The sequence below is a fragment of the Bacteroides sp. K03 genome, from assembly GCF_019734355.1.
GTDB lineage: Bacteria > Bacteroidota > Bacteroidia > Bacteroidales > Bacteroidaceae > Bacteroides > Bacteroides nordii.
Genome location: NZ_JAASHC010000010.1, coordinates 14,372 through 32,158, shown reverse-complemented (window position 1 = coordinate 32,158; position 17,787 = coordinate 14,372). Strand labels below are relative to the sequence as shown.

The following is a 17,787-nucleotide window of genomic DNA, read 5'->3' as shown; positions in this document are numbered from 1 at the left end:
CTTATTATTATGCTTGATAATTTAAAGAAATACAATATTGTGTTAGCCTCTAATTCTCCTCGTAGAAAAGAGCTGATGTCTGGCTTGGGAGTGGATTATGTAGTAAAAACTCTTCCGGATGTAGACGAATCTTATCCCGATACTTTGCAGGGAACAGAAATTCCTGCTTATATCTCCCGTGAGAAAGCGGATGCTTACAAAGCTTTTATTCAGCCGGGTGAATTGCTTATTACAGCAGATACCATTGTGTGGTTGAATGGGGAGGTGCTTGGGAAACCTAAGGGTAGGGAAGGGGCTATAGATATGCTGCGTAAGCTCTCCGGAACTTCTCATCAGGTTATTACCGGGGTTTGTTTGACTACCAGCGATTGGCAGAAAAGTTTTACTGCCGTTACGGATGTAACATTTGCCACATTGACCGAAGAGGAAATCATTTATTACGTTGATAAATATATTCCGATGGATAAAGCCGGAGCCTACGGTGTGCAGGAATGGATTGGTTTTATTGGTGTGGAATCTATCTCAGGAAGCTATTTTAATGTAATGGGATTGCCTATACAGCGGTTGTATCAGGAACTCAAACGACTGTAGTTGTGCAAACCGGCTTAAAGAATAATTCCAAATGAACAAAAAAAGGATACCGCTTGGCGATATCCTTTTTTATTATCTCAGAGTTTAATCTTAATTTCTGGGCAATGCTTCTTTCACTACCATCGGACGGCCTGCATATTCTGCTCCGTTCAATTCTGTGATTGCATTTTTTGCTTCCGATGCTTCCGGCATTTCGATAAAGGCAAAACCTTTTGATCTTCTTGTGTCGCGGTCGGTGATGAGTTTTACAGATTCTACTGTTCCATACTCTTCCATTACTTGTCTCAAATCTGATTCCTTAACATTGTAGCTAAGGTTTCCAACATACATGTTCATAAACGTAAATATAAAAAAATTAATAATGCAATAAAAAAGTTTTGAGAAAAAGTAATCAGAATGGAAATACTCAATGTGGATAACTGAGGAGATACATATATGAAAGCAAATTATTATAAACCTCTTATTGTTTCGTACTGCAAAGAACGGCATTCTTTTGGGATATCACACTATGTAAGGCTGTTTATTTGCTATATTATATCCTTTTTTGTGAATAAAGGCCATAAGTTAACGTTTGACTTGCTATAGGTATGTCAAAAGCCGAAGGAAACTATCAATATGCAACTTTAGAAACGCAGATGAACACTAATTATCTCCAATATAATTTATTCTTTGCGTAAATCAATGTTAATCTGCGTTTTAATAATAGTTGATTTTATTATTGAACCCTTTCGGTGAATTATAACAAATCCAGCATCAGTGGGATATCCTCTTTCGTTATTCCTTGTTTGATGAGATAGGCTTTATCTTTGTTGAACATATCCAGGAATATTTCCTGATCTCCGCTCGTCTCTTTGGAACGGGCATAGAGTTCTGCTGCCTTTTCTATATTTCCGGATACCCATGCTACATGTCCGGCATTCAGATAATCTACTGCAAGTGGGGCTTTCTCTATTACCTTATTATAATAATTGGTAGCTTGCGTCAGTTTACCACTGATGAATGAACACCAGCCGATACCTCTCCATGCCTTGATACAATCATTTTCCATGAAATCAAGTTTGAAGAAATAATTTAGTGCTTCTTCATACTGTTGTAATTCGGCCAGACAACTACCGATATAAAATACAATATTATGATTCTCTGGTAAAGCTTCTTCGGCTTTCCGGTAATATTCCAATGCCTTTGTGAAGTTACGTAACAGACGGTAACAACTCGCCAGGTGGCGGTTTATCCATACATTATCCGGTTTGATGGTATCTGCTTTCAGGTAGGCAGCAATGGCTTCTTCTAGCTTTTTCTGCTTTTGCAGGGCATAACCTAACTTCTGATAAAACTCCGACTGTGTACTCAGAGGAGCATTCATCTGTTCTATTTCCTTATATAGTTCAACAGTCTCTGCCCAATGTTCTTTTTTTAAGTGGAAATCTGCTATTGAGGCCAGTATACCCTCCTGGTACAGGATATTTTTCAATGCTGATATTTTGTGTAACTCTATCTTTTCCTTGAATATATCTCTAAACTCATTTTTGCGTATGTTTAGTTTGAAGAAGCGATACAAGTCGTGCAGATATTGACTACTGATTGTACCCGGGCGTTCGGAAAATCTCTTTAATGTTTCAGCTTTAGACTGTTCGGCAAACTCTTCCGCTTGTTGTTCGGTGAGTTGGCTGAAGATCAGATTGCGTTGTGACTGTGGAAATTGCTCCATAGTGAAGAAGAGCGAATACTTATCACTGCTGCAGAAAAATCCCGATTGCAGGAGTATGTCTATCATCCTATTTTCTTTACTGGTTTCCTTTCTCATCATTTTGATAACATTTGACTGTTGTCTGTCAAAAGGATAAAACCAGTTGTGTAATTCCTTGAAGAAGGGAAAATTCTTTAATTGTGAAAATGTACTCATATATACATCGGCCCCTTCTATTTGCAGTTCGTTCATTTCGCGCAACTTATCGCCTAGTGGTGAGTTCTCGAACACATTGCCCCAGTCCGGATTCCGATCGTCTTTTTCTTCATCAGATTCTTCGAACCCAAATTTCATATTACGCATCGAAGAGACATTTTTCAGCATTTCCGGGATGATCTCTTCGCGCATCTTCTTATCTATTTTTTCCGTTTCCTGACACAAGAGAAGTTGACGGTATATACGTGCGAGATCTTCGTCTAATGGGAATTCTTCATTGACCAGTTCCAGACGTTTACTGAATTCCGGATATAGATCGAGACGGGTATTATAGATGTGTAAAGCAAAAATAATTCCGATCAATGCCCGTTGGCTGACATGTATATTATTGCATTGGTATGCATCCAACAACCACATTAACTTCCGCAGATCAAAGCACTCCATCAGGCTTAACATTACAGTACTGGTAAACAGACATAAATCATTGACCGGAAGTAGTTCTGATTTCAGCATAGCCTGTGCTTCGGCTTCATTTTCTACAGTCCAGCTACTATTCGACCAGGTTTGCAGAAACAGGAATTTCTGTGTTTCCTCGTGTCTTTTCAGAACTTCATCCAAATTATTGTCTGACAATAATCCGCTGACTGCCAAATCGTCGTTAAAAGATTCCAATACATGCATCAGAACACTTGTAGTATAAGGCGCTAGCTCTTGTGTACGCTTACTGCGTACTATGTGATAGAAATGCGTTGACACGTCATCAAGCATTAGCAGACGTCCCTTATCGGCAATTTCTAATGCATTGGCACGAAGTTTTGTGTATAATTTTTCTCGTTCCGGATCGGCTATACCCTGTTTCATATACTGTAACATGAAATTATAGGAGGTTTGTAATTGCTCCAGCTGGTGGCGGAGCTCCCAATCCGAACATTGCCACAGGAAAGACTCCAGTTGCACTAAAGCTTCTTTTAACCGTTTTTGTTCGATTAAATTACAAATGTATATGTGTTGCTCGTTGATGGCTTTTTCGTTCATAATTTCAAGGTATTTGTACTGTTATCTTAGTTAGTAGAACAAAAATGATGCCAAAAAGAAGTTACTTTCTTATTTATTATAAACGAAATTTGGCATTTATAATATTTATTGGCTGGTATTTGGGGTGTAAGAGGGTATTTTATATGGAGCTGTGAAGGTGGTATCTATCAGATTTTCTCCCAGGTAATGAGCTGGTATCCTGTTCTTTTCTTTCAGCCATTTAAGGGCATTACTGATCTCTTGAATGTTGGGCCGACTGGCAGGAGTATAAGATGGTAACAGAATAAGCCTGGCGAGGTTTTCTGATATTCTGAATTCTTCGGCCAATAGAGTTGCTATTTCTTGGGGTGAATGTGTTTGTATGTACTTCACTCCAAGGTTATAACCCTGGATGAGTGATGCTATCTCTGCTCTTTTCTTTTTTAGTGCAGCCTCTGTAAAAGCCGTTCCGGTGAGATGGATATTCAGTTCGCGGGTGCTGATCAAGGATTTGTTTCCATCGTTCATAGCTATGGTTGCAAAAGGGTCGGGCAGGAAGGAAGCTTCTATTTGTCCATATTCCAGCATATTGAGGCGCAATGGGATTTGTGCTATCTCAGGCTTGTTTATTTCTTCTGCTTTGATGCCGTATTTTGTACAAAACAGGTCGGTAGCATATTCTATTACAGTTCCGCGGGATATGGCTATATTTTTCTTTTTTAATTGTTCTGGTTGGTTAACTCCACTCTTCTTGCTTGATATGAAACAGAAATATCCGTTATTTTCCATTATAACGGCTAATCCCGGATGATGCGATTGCAGCAATATAGTACTGGGGTAGTCGGTTATCATTCCGTCAATACGTCCTGCCTGAAGAGCGGCATCCCGGTCATTTGCTGAATTAAAACGTACTAAATTTACTTCCAGTCCCAGTGAATCATAGATGCCCTGCCGATGGGCAACAATGAACGGAAAACCATCCATAGTAGGCATCAATCCTAGAGTGACGGGTTGAAGCTTGACTTGTGTGGTGGTTGCCTCTTTGGGTCCGCTATGACATGCAAGGATAAAGAGGGCAGATATACTGAGTAATAGCAGCTTTTTCATTATTGAAAAGGAAAAAGGCAACTCTTTTTGTGTGAAAAAAGAGCTGCCTTTTATGTTATAATGAAGATGTTTTTTTATTATTCTTCGATAGCAGCAATACCCGGAAGTACTTTTCCTTCGATAGCTTCAAGTAGTGCACCACCACCTGTAGAAACATAAGAAACACCATCGACCAATCCGAACTTGTTAACACAAGCTACAGAGTCACCGCCACCTACGAGTGAGAAAGCACCTTTCTTAGTAGCTTCAACGATAGCTTCGCCTACTGTGCGGGAACCGTGGGTGAAGTTTTCGAATTCAAATACACCTGTTGGGCCATTCCACAGAATTGTTTTAGAATTCTTGATAACCTCAGCGAAGATTTCTTCTGACTTCGGACCGATGTCAAGACCTTCCCATCCGTCAGGAATTTCATTTACGGCACAGAATTTAGTGTTAGCGTCGTTAGAGAAAGAGTCTGCGATTTTAGCATCAACAGCCAATACCAGGTTAACTCCTTTTTCTTTGGCTTTCTTCATCAGGTCCAAAGCAAGATCGAGTTTATCATCTTCTACGATAGACAGACCAATCTGACCACCCTGAGCTTTGGTGAATGTATAAGTCATACCACCAGTGATAATCAGGTTATCAACCTTGTTCAGTAGATTCTCAATGATTTCGATCTTTGAAGAAACTTTAGAACCGCCCATGATAGCAGTGAACGGACGTTGGATGTCATTCAATATTTTATCCACTGCTTTTACTTCTTTTTCCATCAGGTAACCAAACATTTTGTTATCCTTGTCGAAGTATTTAGCAATCAGAGCCGTAGAAGCATGTGCACGGTGAGCTGTACCGAATGCATCGTTTACGTAACAGTCAGCATAAGAAGCCAATTTCTTTGTAAATTCTTTCTGGCTTTCTTTTACAGCTTTCTTAGCTGCAGCTTTTTCTTCATCTGTTGCATCGTCAGCAAGTCCTCTTGGTTTGCCTTCTTCTTCAGCATAGAAGCGGAGGTTTTCGAGCAATAACACTTCGCCCGGTTGCAGAGCAGCAGCTTTGACAGCAGCTTCTTCGCCCATGCAGTCGTTTGCAAACTGAACTTCTACACCCAGCAAGTCTGATACATGCTTAACGATGTGCTTCAGAGAGAACTTATCAGCAACGCCTTTCGGACGTCCCAGGTGAGAACCGATGATTACACTGCCACCATCTGCTAAAATCTTCTTCAAAGTAGGAAGAGCTGCACGAATACGTGTGTCGTCTGTAATGTTGAAGTTTTCGTCCAAGGGTACGTTGAAGTCAACGCGAACGAATGCCTTTTTACCAGCAAAGTTGAATTTGTCTATTGTCATAATACTCTATTATTTAAAAGTGTTAGTTTTTCTTTTTTCAGTGCCCGCAAAGTTACTATTAATTTTTTAGAATATACCAGTCGGTAGTTAGAATTTAGTAGGCATTTGGCTTTAATTCTGACTACTTGCTACTTAATTTTGGCTTCTTGAAAATATTTACACATCATTTGCAAACCACAGGTGTCACATTTGGGGGTACGTGCCTGACAGACGTATCTCCCGTGAAGGATTAACCAATGATGGGCAATTGGTACCAGTTTTGCAGGAATATTTTTCATTAACTCCTTTTCAACACTAAAAGGAGTAGTATGGTTCGCACCTACTAATCCGATGCGGTGGCTTACGCGGAAGACATGGGTATCTACTGCCATTGCTGCCTTGTTGAATACAACAGACTGGATGACATTGGCGGTTTTTCGTCCTACGCCGGGTAATTTTACAAGTTCTTCCAGTGTGCCGGGAACTTCACTGTTAAAGTCTTTTACCAGCATTTTTGCCATACCTACCAGGTGTTTGGCTTTATTATTGGGATAAGAAACGCTGCGGATATATTCAAATATAACTTCTGGCGTGCTGGCAGCCAATGCTTCCGGGGTAGGGAAGTCGTGAAAGAGTGGTGGAGTAATCATATTCACACGCTTGTCTGTGCATTGAGCAGACAAGATGACGGAGATCAGCAGTTCGAACGGATTGTTGTAATGCAGTTCCGTTTCTGCCACGGGTACATTTTCCTGAAACCAGGCGATTACTTTCTCATAACGTTCTTTTTTTCTCATCGTAATTTGTTTTTATGATAGTGAGGAGCCACTTTCAGTTTGAAATAAAAAATAGAAACCACTGTCAGGCAGGCACCAAAGAGATATGCCATATCAAAGGAAGTCAGCTGGGCAATATAGCCTCCGGCTGTAAGTCCGATACCGATACCTACATCCCAGGAGGTGAGGTAGGTAGAGGTAGCTGTACCGCGTTGGCTGTTGGGTGCCAGGTTGACAAATAAGGTATTGAATGCCGGAAACATTGTGCCAAAGCCTACTCCTAATAACAATGCGATTATAAAGAAGAGCATTTCGGTGAGTTCGGGGCTTATTTTCATCAGCTTGTCACAACCAGCAAGAAAGAAGAAGCAGATTGACACCAGATATAGTCCTAAGGTGATAACCTGTGTGATGCGCCCTTTATCCACTTGCCGGCCTGAGAACATACGTGAAACAGCCATACCTATTGCCATAAAGGTAAAAAATAGCCCTGAACTCAGTGTAATACCTATCTCTTTGGCATACATTGCTACGTAGGTACTTGTCATTCCGTAAGGAATAGAGAGCAGTAATAGGGCTATACCGGCAGGTATTCCTTTTATTAATACAAAGCGGTCTAATGATAACGGTTCTCGTTTTACGGGTTGTTTAGGAGGAGTTTTTACGAGGCAGGCAGCGATAAATCCTAATATTCCTGCAATGAAGGAGCAGAGAAAGATTGTTTCAAATGAATAGGCATCGTGCATGAACAGTCCTGTCATGGGGCCGAAACTCATTGCTGTGTTGTTCATTAATCCATAGTATCCTACCGCTTCCCCCCGGCGTGATGAGGGAGTAATGTCGATTACGATCGTGTTTCCGGCCACTGTGACCATACCGAATGCTAATCCGTGTGCTATGCGCAGCATGACGAATAAGGTCAATACCCCCGCCAGCATATATCCTGCAAATATGGAAATAAAAATGAAATAAGCAATCAGGTAAAGAGGTTTACGGGATAATGTATCCAGTAAATAACCGGAGAACGGACGGATACAGAGTGACGCAATGGTGTAACATGACAAAATAACTCCTATTGCCGCATTTCCGGTATGGAAAATCTCAGTCAGATAAAAAGGAAGGATGGGAAGTATCAGATAGAAGGCAAAATACAAAAGGAAGTTTGCCATTAGTATAAGGCAATATCCGGGAGTAACGAGCCTGTCTTTCATAAAATTGAGAACTTATTTAGTTGAGAATTAAAAGTTGAAAATTGAAAGTTGGCTGCGCTATCATGCTGAATAGTAATTTTCAACTTTCAATTTTCAATTTTCAACTTTTTTTAGTATGCTGCTTCTAAGACTGTGTCTTTTATAACAAATTGGACAATTTACAAATTTCGATGTCTACCTGATTTACTGATAAATCAAAGTCTTTTTAATCGTAAATTGTAAATTGTCCAATTGTAAATTTAATAGGCTGCTTCGAATTCCTTCAGGAATCGTGTATCGTTTTCTGAGAACATACGTAAGTCTTTTACCTGGTATTTTAAGTTTGTGATACGTTCAACCCCCATACCAAGAGCATATCCGCTATATACTTTACTATCTATTCCGTTAGATTCGAGTACATTCGGATCTACCATACCACAACCAAGAATTTCTACCCAGCCAGTGTGTTTACAGAACGGACATCCTTTACCGCCACAGATATTGCAACTGATATCCATTTCTGCACTTGGCTCAGTGAACGGGAAGTATGACGGACGCAGACGGATTTTTGTATCTGCACCAAACATTTCTTTGGCGAAGAGCAATAATACTTGTTTTAAGTCTGTGAACGATACATCTTTATCCACATACAGTGCTTCTACCTGATGAAAGAAGCAGTGCGCACGATAGCTGATAGCTTCGTTACGGTATACACGTCCCGGGCAAATGATACGGATAGGAGGTTGCGACACTTCCATAACCCGTGTTTGTACAGAAGAAGTATGTGTGCGTAGCAAAATATCCGGGTGTGATTCGATGAAGAAAGTATCTTGCATGTCACGTGCCGGATGATCTTCAGCAAAGTTCAGTGCTGAAAATACATGCCAGTCATCCTCTATTTCCGGACCTTCGGCAATACTAAATCCCAAGCGGGCGAAAATATCAATAATTTCGTTCTTTACGATAGAGAGTGGGTGGCGTGTTCCCAACTCTACGGGATAAGCTGAACGGGTCAAGTCCAGTTCGCATGCACCATTATCCTGGCTCTCAAACTGTTCTTTCAGTGCATTGATTTTCTCTAATGCTTTTGTTTTTAGTTCATTCAGTCTCATGCCGACTTCTTTTTTCTGCTCAGCCGCTACATTACGAAAGTCAGCCATTAGGTCGTTGATGGCTCCTTTCTTACTGAGATACTTGATACGGAGTGCTTCAAGTTCTTCTGCATTGGTGGCTTTCAGTGCTTCAACTTCTTCGAGAAGTTGGTTAATCTTAGCTATCATATCTTTGGTTTATTGTTATTTTACAGTATAAAACGTTGCAAAGATAGTGGTTTTTATCTTATTCAGCTTCCAAACAGGCTATTGTTTTTGTGAATATCTTATTGAAGTGTTAATGAGTTTCTGGTATCTATTAAACGATGTTATAATTCTTACAATTATATGCAGAATATTTGCAAATGTCCTGAAAGTCCGTATCTTTGTACTGTGTTTTTCATAGTATTAGATTTAAGGTTAACAAAGATTGGCTGTCTGGGATAGATAGCCTTTTTTTTTGTTAGCCTTTTGATTTATTTAATTCTTTGTTTTTCTTCTGAGAGAATGCTTCTTTTCTTTTTCGAAAATACTCACCTGTTTCTTAATATTGCTTTATTCGTCAATCTTTATGGATCTGTTTTCTGTTACGTTATGTAATGTATAACAATAAAAGTGAATCATTATGAGTGAAATGCATAAAATGTCATCTGATAAGCTGACAACGAATGAACGAAAAGAGTTGGATACTTCAGAGTTTGGAATACCTGAATTACGGGAGTTTCCTATTCATGATGCCGCCCATGTAAGAGCGGCAGAAGCTTATTTCAGGTATGCTCCTGAAGGGTATAAAGCGCAATTGGCGCGCAATATACTGGCAAAGGCGCATTTGTTTGGGGTGGATGTGAAGAGTCCTGTGATCCTTGAGTGGGCAGAAAAATAATCAGATTTATACTGTAAATACCTTTATATGAGTATCTTGTGATGATGAACAGGTATTCTGTTTATGCGCATGTTCTCGTCGGTTTGAATAGAAGGAATTTCTTTTTCAGATCGAGGGAAAACCTTTATCGGAACGATCAGTAATGATTTTTAACTGATTTTTCTTATCCTTTTTTATTTACTTGTTCTTTATTGCTTTCCGCATCATTGTCTGGCGGAGAAACAACATCTATTTCTTTCTTTACCTTATTGGCTTTTATTGCTGACTTTATCAACGCGAATATAGTTATTGCTATGATAATTGCTATTATTATTTTCATGACTTTATATAATTAAGTATTGTAATCCTATCTGCTAATTTAAATTGGAACGTTCCAATGGCTTTTTTGTTCTGTGATCGTGTAATTACTGTTTTAACCAATGGATGTAATGATGGATAATGTAGTACGTTGATATTCTGTAATGTTAATTTATGCTTGATGGTGTTAAATGAGCTATAGGTGTAGTTATGATTTATTTTTAATTTAATATCTTTAGCAACTATAGAATGAGATGCAATCTGAAGAGCAGAGCTGTGATTGGTTTTTAAGTTAGTGTCTTTAACAGCAATTACTGATGCCGTTGAAGAAGCTGTCACGTTGTGATTAGCTTTTGAATTAGTATCTTTAACAGCACGATTTGGGAGGGGCTACTAATCGAGGTGTTGTGATTAGCTCTCAAATTAGTATCTTTAACAGCTCGGGGTTATCAAATACACTGAAGGGAACAGTTGTGATTAGCTCTCAAATTAGTATCTTTAACAGCATATTCTATTTTAATTCATATTTCACACCAGTTGTGATTAGCTCTCAAATTAGTATCTTTAACAGCCACGGAAGAAATGATCGACCGTATTCTATCGTTGTGATTAGCTCTCAAATTAGTATCTTTAACAGCGATAGCTTCGGTAAGTGCTGTTTTTAAATGGTTTACGAGTCTTATATATAGAAATTTTGGGGTGAAGGTAGTTACTTATTCTCTGTTATAAATGAAAAAAGTGGTTTGAATTGTAGGTTCCGAAACTATAAAATTTAGAGTTATAATCAATCTATAGATGAATGAAATATTCTTTATGATGATATATCTTCCTTTAAAACTCTTGATGAAAGTATCTGATAGTGCTTCTAATACCAAATTGTTCTTTGGGGGCTTAGCAATAATAATGATAACTTATATTTGAGATTAATTTAGAAAGATGCAAAAACTATGCTGTATAACCTTTAGAAGAGGTGGAGAGTATCGGACTCGAACCGATCACCTCAACACTGCCAGTGTTGCGCTCTAGCCAGATGAGCTAACCCCCCAATTAAGTTACGTCAACGATTGCAGGCTTTGTTCCGTTTTCGTGGCGCAAATATAATGCATTATTCTGAAATAATTGCTATGTTTGCGGTAAATAATAATCAAAAAAGAAAATATGCTTATCTATAATACAACCTTTCAAGTGGATGATGAGATTCACGATAATTTTTTGATATGGATCAAAGAATGTTATATCCCTGAAATAGAGAAATATGGAGCGTTGAAGTCACCACGTCTTTGTCGGATACTAAGCCATCGGGATGAGGGTACATCTTATTCTTTACAGTGGGAAGTGGAGAGTAGTGGAGTGTTGCATCGCTGGCACTTGGAGCAAGGGGTGAAACTGAATGAAGAATTATCAAAAACATTTAAAGATAAGGCAATTGGATTTCCTACACTGATGGAGGTAATAGAGTGATACAACCGGTCAAAGAAAAGATAATTCTGGGCATCGATCCTGGTACTACCATTATGGGGTATGGGATTTTGCGGGTAACGGGTACAAAGCCTGAAATGGTTGCTATGGGAGTTATCGACTTGCGTAAATTTGGTGATCACTATTTGAAGCTTAGACATATACACGAACGTGTATTAAGCATTATTGAGAGTTATTTGCCGGATGAACTGGCTATTGAGGCACCTTTCTTTGGGAAAAATGTACAGTCGATGCTGAAGCTTGGACGTGCACAGGGAGTGGCAATGGCAGCAGCATTGAGCAGAGATATTCCGATTACGGAGTATGCTCCGCTGAAAATAAAAATGGCAATTACAGGTAATGGTCAGGCGTCGAAAGAGCAGGTGGCGGATATGTTGCAACGAATGCTCCATTTGGCAAAGGAAGAGATGCCTGTTTTTATGGATGCTACAGACGGATTGGCAGCAGCTTATTGTCATTTCCTTCAGATGGGACGCCCTACGATAGAGAAGGGTTATCACGGATGGAAAGATTTTATAGCTAAGAATCCGGACAAGGTGAGGTGAATTGTTTTAAAAACAGGAAATTTGAATTTTAAATATATTAAGGATGCTATGAAGTTTAATTATCTGGCAATAATTGGAGTGACAACAGTTGTGGCAATGAGTTGTACTCCTGCAAAAAAGGAATATACTTCTTATGAACTGTACCCCGTACGTTCGGGAAATCTGACGGAGATGGAATATACACCTGCTGCTACAAAGTTTTCTCTTTGGGCTCCAACCGCAGATGAAGTACGGTTGATGTTGTTTGAGGCCGGAGAAGGTGGGCATGCTTATGAAACAGTGCCATTAGTATCGGGCGAAGAAGGTACCTGGACGGTTACAGTGGATAAGGACTTACTGGGGAAATTTTATACTTTCAATGTGAAAGTGAATGATAAGTGGTTGGGTGATACACCCGGAATCAATGCCAAAGCAGTAGGGGTGAATGGTAAACGTGCTGCAATTATCAATATGAGGGATACCGACCCTGAAGGATGGGATACAGATACCCGTCCGGAATTAAAGTCACCGGCAGATATTATTCTTTATGAGATGCATCACCGGGATTTTTCAGTAGATTCTGCTTCGGGTATAAAGAACAAGGGAAAATTCCTTGCATTGACAGAGCATGGTACAATGAATCCTGATAAATTGTTGACGGGAATAGATCATTTGATAGAGTTGGGAGTGACACATGTACACCTGTTGCCATCTTATGATTATGCTTCCGTGGATGAAACAAAGCTGAACGAGAATAAATATAACTGGGGATATGATCCTCAGAACTATAATGTACCGGACGGTTCATACTCTACTGATCCATACAATCCAGCTGTACGTATTAAGGAATTCAAACAGATGGTGCAGGCTCTGCACAAAGCAGGTATCCGTGTAGTACTTGATGTGGTGTACAATCATACATTCAACACGGCCGACAGTAACTTTGAACGTACTGCGCCTGGCTATTTTTATCGTCATAAGGAAGACGGAACATTGGCCAATGGTTCCGGTTGCGGGAATGAGACTGCAAGTGACCGTGCTATGATGCGTAAGTATATGATTGAATCGGTATTGTACTGGATTAATGAATATCATATCGATGGTTTTCGTTTTGACCTGATGGGAATCCACGATATAGAGACAATGAACGAGATTCGTAAAGCGGTGGATAAGGTAGATCCTTCTATTTATATATATGGAGAAGGATGGGCAGCAGAAGCTCCTAAATATCTGGCTGATTCGTTGGCTATGAAGGTAAATGTGCATGAGATGCCAGGCATTGCTGCATTCTCAGATGAATTACGCGATGGGTTGAGAGGGCCGTTCAATGATAACCATAAAGGTGCATTCCTCGCTGGGCTACCCGGAGGAGAAGAAAGTCTGAAATTTGGTATCGTGGGAGCTATCCAACATCCGCAAATTAATTATGATTCGGTGAATTATAGTAAGGCACCGTGGGCATTACAGCCTACTCAAATGATTAGCTATGTATCTTGTCACGATGATATGTGTCTGGTAGATCGTTTGAAATCAAGCGTCCCGGAAATCACTCCGGATTTATTGGCACGTCTGGACAAGCTGGCTCAGACAGTAGTATTTACTTCACAAGGTGTGCCTTTTATTCAGGCAGGCGAAGAGGTCATGCGTGATAAAAAGGGAGTACACAATAGTTATGAGAGTCCGGATTCTATTAATGCTATCGACTGGAAACGCAAAACAACAAATAACGATGTGTTTACGTACTACAAACGGTTGATAGACTTACGCAAATCACATCCTGCTTTTCGTATGGGAGATGCTGATCTGGTACGTAAGCATCTGGAATTTATTCCTGTAGAAGGTAGTAACCTGGTGGCATTCCGTTTGAAAGATTATGCTAACGGAGATAAATGGGAAGAGATTGTTGTGGCCTATAATTCACGTAATACTCCGGCGAAGTTGACGGTACCGGAAGGTAAATATACAGTAGTTTGCCGTGATGGAGCAATTGATAGCCGTGGTATGGGAATGTTGTACGGACCAGAAATTACTGTTCCTGCACAGTCGGCATTGATAATGTATAAATAAAACAGATGATACAGAATACTATTAGTATAGCGGGGGGCGTAACACGCAACCCGCTTATTCGTTTGGCACAACCGGTAACGGTGGTACTGTCAGCAGGAGAACATGTTGCTGTGGTGGGACCTAATGGAGGTGGAAAGAGTTTGTTGGTGGATACGCTTTTGGGAAAGTATCCGCTAAAGGAAGGAAGTTTAGTGTACGACTTCTCCCCGTCTGTTACCAATACGGTATATGACAATGTAAAATATATTGCTTTTCGTGATACTTATGGGGCAGCGGATGCTAATTATTACTATCAGCAGCGTTGGAATGCGCACGATCAGGATGATGCACCCGAAGTTCGTGAAATGTTGGGAGAGATAAAAGATGAGGCTCTGAAACAGGAACTGTTTGAACTGTTTCGCATTGAACCGATGCTGGATAAAAAGATAATTCTGCTTTCGAGTGGGGAATTAAGAAAATTTCAGCTGACAAAAGCGTTGCTTACTTCTCCACGGGTACTTGTTATGGATAATCCTTTTATAGGATTGGATGCACCTACGCGTGAACTGCTTTTCAGTCTGCTCGAACGTCTTACGAAGTTGTCGTCTGTACAGATCGTTCTCATACTATCAATGTTGGACGATGTGCCTTCATTTATAACTCATGTTATTCCTGTAGATCATTTGACTGTGTATGATAAAATACCTCGTGAAGACTATTTGGAGAGATATCGCGAACATGTGATGGAAGAACCGTTCACAGAACTACAGCAACGTATTATTGATTTACCTTACGAAAGTACGAATTATGATTCGGAAGAGGTCGTAAGATTAAACAAAGTCAGTATTCGTTATGGAGACCGTATCATTCTTAAGGAGCTTGACTGGGTTGTACGTCGGGGTGAAAAATGGGCGCTCAGTGGAGAGAATGGTGCAGGAAAGTCTACTTTGCTCAGTCTTGTTTGTGCCGACAATCCGCAATCGTATGCTTGCGATATCAGCTTGTTTGGGCGTAAACGCGGTACGGGAGAAAGTATTTGGGAGATAAAAAAGCACATTGGTTATGTGAGTCCTGAAATGCACCGGGCTTATTTGAAAAATCTGCCTACTATTGAGATTGTGGCAAGCGGATTGCATGATAGTATCGGACTTTATAAACGTCCGCAGCAGAAGCAGATAGCGATATGTGAGTGGTGGATGGATATTTTCGGCATTGTCCGGTTAAAAGATAAACCTTTCCTACAGTTATCGAGTGGTGAACAACGCTTGGCATTATTGGCACGTGCATTTGTTAAGGATCCTGAGCTACTGATTCTGGATGAGCCACTTCATGGACTCGATACATTTAATCGCCGGCGAGTGAAGACGGTGATTGAAGCTTTTTGCCGTCGGCGGGACAAAACGATGATCATGGTGACACATTATGAATCTGAGTTACCGGATGTAATTTCAAATCGTATTTTCTTGAAAAGAAATAGATAAGAGCAAGGTTTTATTTTTAATTATTCAAGTTATAAATGAAATTTTAGTGGATAGAAGAGCAATGTTTACCTTCTTTCAGGTATGATGGACATTTGCAACCTCTATCCACTAAAATATGACGAGCGTTATTTAGTTTAATGGGTGAGTGAACCAAAAACAGGAGCCTTTACCCGGTTCTGATTCAAGACCAATTTTACCACCCAATTGTGTGGCAATGCTTTGACAGATAGAAAGTCCTAAACCAGTACCCGGAATAAAATAGTTGAGTTTAACGAAACGTTCGAATACTTCTTCTTGTTTTTCCGGTTCAATTCCGATGCCTGTATCTATTACATAGAACTTTACTTCTTTCTCATGAATTTCATATCCTAAAGTAATACTTCCCTCAGAGGTGAATTTCATAGCGTTGGTTGCGAAATTCATTAATACCTGATGTATCCTGTTTTTGTCACTTATAATGTGTAGTTTCGGTAAGTTTGGGGCGATACGTAATTCTACATTCTCTTCAGCCCTGATTCGCAATGTACTTATCAGATCCGTACAGAGTTGTCGTATTTCCATTTTTCCCGGACACATTTCAACGGTACCCGATTCTATTTTGGAGAGGTCAAGAATATCTGAAATTAACTGTAATAGTAGTCGGTTGTTCTCTTCTATGATGTCTACATATTGTTTTTTTTCTTCCGGACTGGTAGCTTCTTGCAGTAAACTTGAAAAACCTATAATTGCATTTAGAGGTGTACGTATTTCGTGGCTCATATTGGCAAGGAAGGCTGATTTCAGATGGTCAGACTCTTCTGCTTTTTCTTTGGCCTTAGTAAGTTTCATTTCAGTTTCTTTGAGCTCGGTAATATCAAAGTTAATGCATAACATTTCAATGATATTATCCTGTGGACGATAATTCCTGACAAGAACATTCACGCGTGTCCATGTGTAATGTCCGTCTTCCCGGCGAATACGGACATCCCGGCATAGTTTTGAAGCAGTACCTTTCACTACATCATCAAGGAAGTTGATCATTACGGCACGGTCTTCAGGATGAAAATGAGAATGGATACCGATAATTTGTGTTAGTGGCGTACCTTCTTTTTCTCCTACATTCCGAAACCAGCTTTTGAGTGCGTAGCCGTCCCGGCTTAGTCCGTCAAAATGTGCATAACCTACTTTGGCATAATCGCCCACAAGATCAAAAAAGCTTTTAAACTCCTGGATTTTATTATATGCCATTGTATCTTCGGTCTTATCTGCATTGATTAACAGGAAGTTGGTGGGACTCCCGTTATTATCATACAAAGTAGTAACCTTTGTCATTAAATCTATTGTACCTTGAGTTTGCAGAGATTTATAATATCCATTCAATTTGGAGAAGTCGTAGCGATATGTAACATCAGCGTCTTCATGATTTCTTACTTTTTCTTTTATCTCTTCCGGAAAGATGGGATTATCGAAAATATTAACTCCCAAAACATGTTGTTTATCGGGGATATGAAATAAATCTAACTCCTTCTTATTGAGGTCTATCAGATAACCCTCTTTATTGTATAGTTCGATTCCTACCGGAAGATTTTTATAAATATTATGCAGAATGCGTTCGCTATACTTTAGTGCCTGATAGGCAGTAGTCATATTAGGCCCGTCTTGTGCCTCGGCGATACCATATATTTTTGTATTCCCCTCTTCATCAGTCTCCTCAAAACATTTTTTACTACGTATCCACACACTGCCTTTGGGGGTATTAAGAAGATATACTTCTTCAATCGTTTGCTGTATTTCAATGGAAGAAAGTGGACTGGTATGATTTTGGTCTTCTTTTAAAATGCGTTTGTTGAAATCTTCAAAACTGATGATTCCGTCACTGTCGAGTCCTAGTAAGTTGGAAATGAATTCGGAGCAGACATAACTTTCTGTTTTTAAATCGGCTTCCCACCATCCCATATTTGCTTTGTTCATCAGTTTAAAGATAAATTCGCTGTCTGACTGTTTGTTTGTATTCAAAGTGGTATCTTTTTATTCGGTATTTTTTAACGCTGTAAAAATACGCATTTGAATTGAGAAAGAGAATAATAAATCAGTATTTTTGGGTATTGACAAC

Annotated in this window: 15 protein-coding genes, 1 tRNA gene and 1 CRISPR repeat array; of the genes, 6 read left to right on the top strand and 10 right to left on the bottom strand. The window is 39.6% G+C overall.

Annotated elements, in window-relative coordinates:
- Positions 1 to 9: 9 nt before the first annotated feature.
- Positions 10 to 591, top strand: a complete 582-nt coding sequence (locus HCG69_RS09320) for a Maf-like protein (protein ID WP_221649815.1) — start codon at positions 10 to 12, stop codon at positions 589 to 591.
- 90 nt (positions 592 to 681) lie between these two features.
- On the opposite strand, the gene HCG69_RS09315 is transcribed toward HCG69_RS09320, so the two are convergent.
- The 7 genes from HCG69_RS09315 to HCG69_RS09285 all read right to left on the bottom strand — a co-directional run bounded on the left by HCG69_RS09315 (position 682) and on the right by HCG69_RS09285 (position 9,174).
- Positions 682 to 927, bottom strand: coding sequence for an RNA-binding protein (locus HCG69_RS09315; protein WP_002561115.1), 246 nt, complete (start codon positions 925 to 927; stop codon positions 682 to 684).
- Between the two features lie 400 nt (positions 928 to 1,327).
- Positions 1,328 to 3,529, bottom strand: a complete 2,202-nt coding sequence (locus tag HCG69_RS09310; protein ID WP_221649814.1) for a tetratricopeptide repeat protein — start codon at positions 3,527 to 3,529, stop codon at positions 1,328 to 1,330.
- A gap of 105 nt (positions 3,530 to 3,634) precedes the next feature.
- Positions 3,635 to 4,615, bottom strand: a complete 981-nt coding sequence (locus HCG69_RS09305) for an ABC transporter substrate-binding protein (RefSeq protein ID WP_221649813.1) — start codon at positions 4,613 to 4,615, stop codon at positions 3,635 to 3,637.
- A gap of 77 nt (positions 4,616 to 4,692) precedes the next feature.
- The gene (gene pgk, locus HCG69_RS09300) at positions 4,693 to 5,952 is read right to left on the bottom strand and encodes a phosphoglycerate kinase (RefSeq protein WP_221649882.1); all 1,260 of its coding nucleotides are present in this window, start codon (positions 5,950 to 5,952) and stop codon (positions 4,693 to 4,695) included.
- Between the two features lie 125 nt (positions 5,953 to 6,077).
- On the bottom strand, positions 6,078 to 6,725 hold the full coding sequence (gene nth, locus HCG69_RS09295; RefSeq protein ID WP_195349066.1) for an endonuclease III: 648 nt from the start codon (positions 6,723 to 6,725) through the stop codon (positions 6,078 to 6,080).
- The gene (locus HCG69_RS09290; protein WP_221649812.1) at positions 6,722 to 7,915 is read right to left on the bottom strand and encodes an MFS transporter; all 1,194 of its coding nucleotides are present in this window, start codon (positions 7,913 to 7,915) and stop codon (positions 6,722 to 6,724) included. Before HCG69_RS09290 ends, nth begins: the two co-directional genes overlap by 4 nt.
- Before the next feature lie 239 nt (positions 7,916 to 8,154).
- A complete protein-coding gene (locus HCG69_RS09285; RefSeq protein ID WP_221649811.1) occupies positions 8,155 to 9,174 on the bottom strand; it encodes a phenylalanine--tRNA ligase subunit alpha in 1,020 nt (339 codons plus the stop codon).
- Between the two features lie 436 nt (positions 9,175 to 9,610).
- Here HCG69_RS09285 and HCG69_RS09280 point away from each other — a divergent pair, with 436 nt between their 5' ends.
- Positions 9,611 to 9,868 (top strand): hypothetical protein, encoded by a 258-nt coding sequence (locus tag HCG69_RS09280; protein WP_221649810.1) that lies wholly within the window; start codon positions 9,611 to 9,613, stop codon positions 9,866 to 9,868.
- Positions 9,869 to 10,031: 163 nt separating this feature from the next.
- Here the strand turns inward: HCG69_RS09280 and HCG69_RS09275 are convergent, their stop codons facing one another.
- Both HCG69_RS09275 and HCG69_RS09270 read right to left on the bottom strand, forming a co-directional pair.
- Entirely contained in the window at positions 10,032 to 10,187 is a 156-nt protein-coding gene (locus tag HCG69_RS09275; protein ID WP_221649809.1) for a hypothetical protein, read from the bottom strand.
- Between the two features lie 201 nt (positions 10,188 to 10,388).
- Positions 10,389 to 10,803: a CRISPR direct-repeat array (repeat unit 20 nt; unit sequence AAATTAGTATCTTTAACAGC).
- Between the two features lie 333 nt (positions 10,804 to 11,136).
- A tRNA-Ala gene (locus HCG69_RS09270) sits at positions 11,137 to 11,210 on the bottom strand.
- Positions 11,211 to 11,323: 113 nt separating this feature from the next.
- Here HCG69_RS09270 and HCG69_RS09265 point away from each other — a divergent pair.
- From HCG69_RS09265 to HCG69_RS09250, 4 genes are read left to right on the top strand one after another with little or no spacing between them, the layout of a single operon-like run.
- On the top strand, positions 11,324 to 11,626 hold the full coding sequence (locus tag HCG69_RS09265; protein ID WP_221649808.1) for a DUF4286 family protein: 303 nt from the start codon (positions 11,324 to 11,326) through the stop codon (positions 11,624 to 11,626).
- Positions 11,623 to 12,189 carry a crossover junction endodeoxyribonuclease RuvC gene (gene ruvC / locus HCG69_RS09260; RefSeq protein ID WP_002561125.1) on the top strand — a complete coding sequence of 189 codons (567 nt, stop codon included), beginning with the start codon at positions 11,623 to 11,625 and terminating at the stop codon, positions 12,187 to 12,189. The genes HCG69_RS09265 and ruvC overlap by 4 nt, the downstream gene beginning before the upstream one ends.
- A gap of 48 nt (positions 12,190 to 12,237) precedes the next feature.
- Positions 12,238 to 14,235: a type I pullulanase gene (gene pulA, locus HCG69_RS09255; RefSeq protein ID WP_221649881.1), complete on the top strand. Its 1,998-nt coding sequence runs from the start codon at positions 12,238 to 12,240 to the stop codon at positions 14,233 to 14,235.
- Between the two features lie 5 nt (positions 14,236 to 14,240).
- Positions 14,241 to 15,695 (top strand): ATP-binding cassette domain-containing protein, encoded by a 1,455-nt coding sequence (locus HCG69_RS09250; protein ID WP_221649807.1) that lies wholly within the window; start codon positions 14,241 to 14,243, stop codon positions 15,693 to 15,695.
- Between the two features lie 129 nt (positions 15,696 to 15,824).
- On the opposite strand, the gene HCG69_RS09245 is transcribed toward HCG69_RS09250, so the two are convergent.
- Entirely contained in the window at positions 15,825 to 17,645 is a 1,821-nt protein-coding gene (locus HCG69_RS09245; RefSeq protein ID WP_221649880.1) for a PAS domain-containing protein, read from the bottom strand.
- Between the last annotated feature and the right edge of the window lie 142 nt (positions 17,646 to 17,787).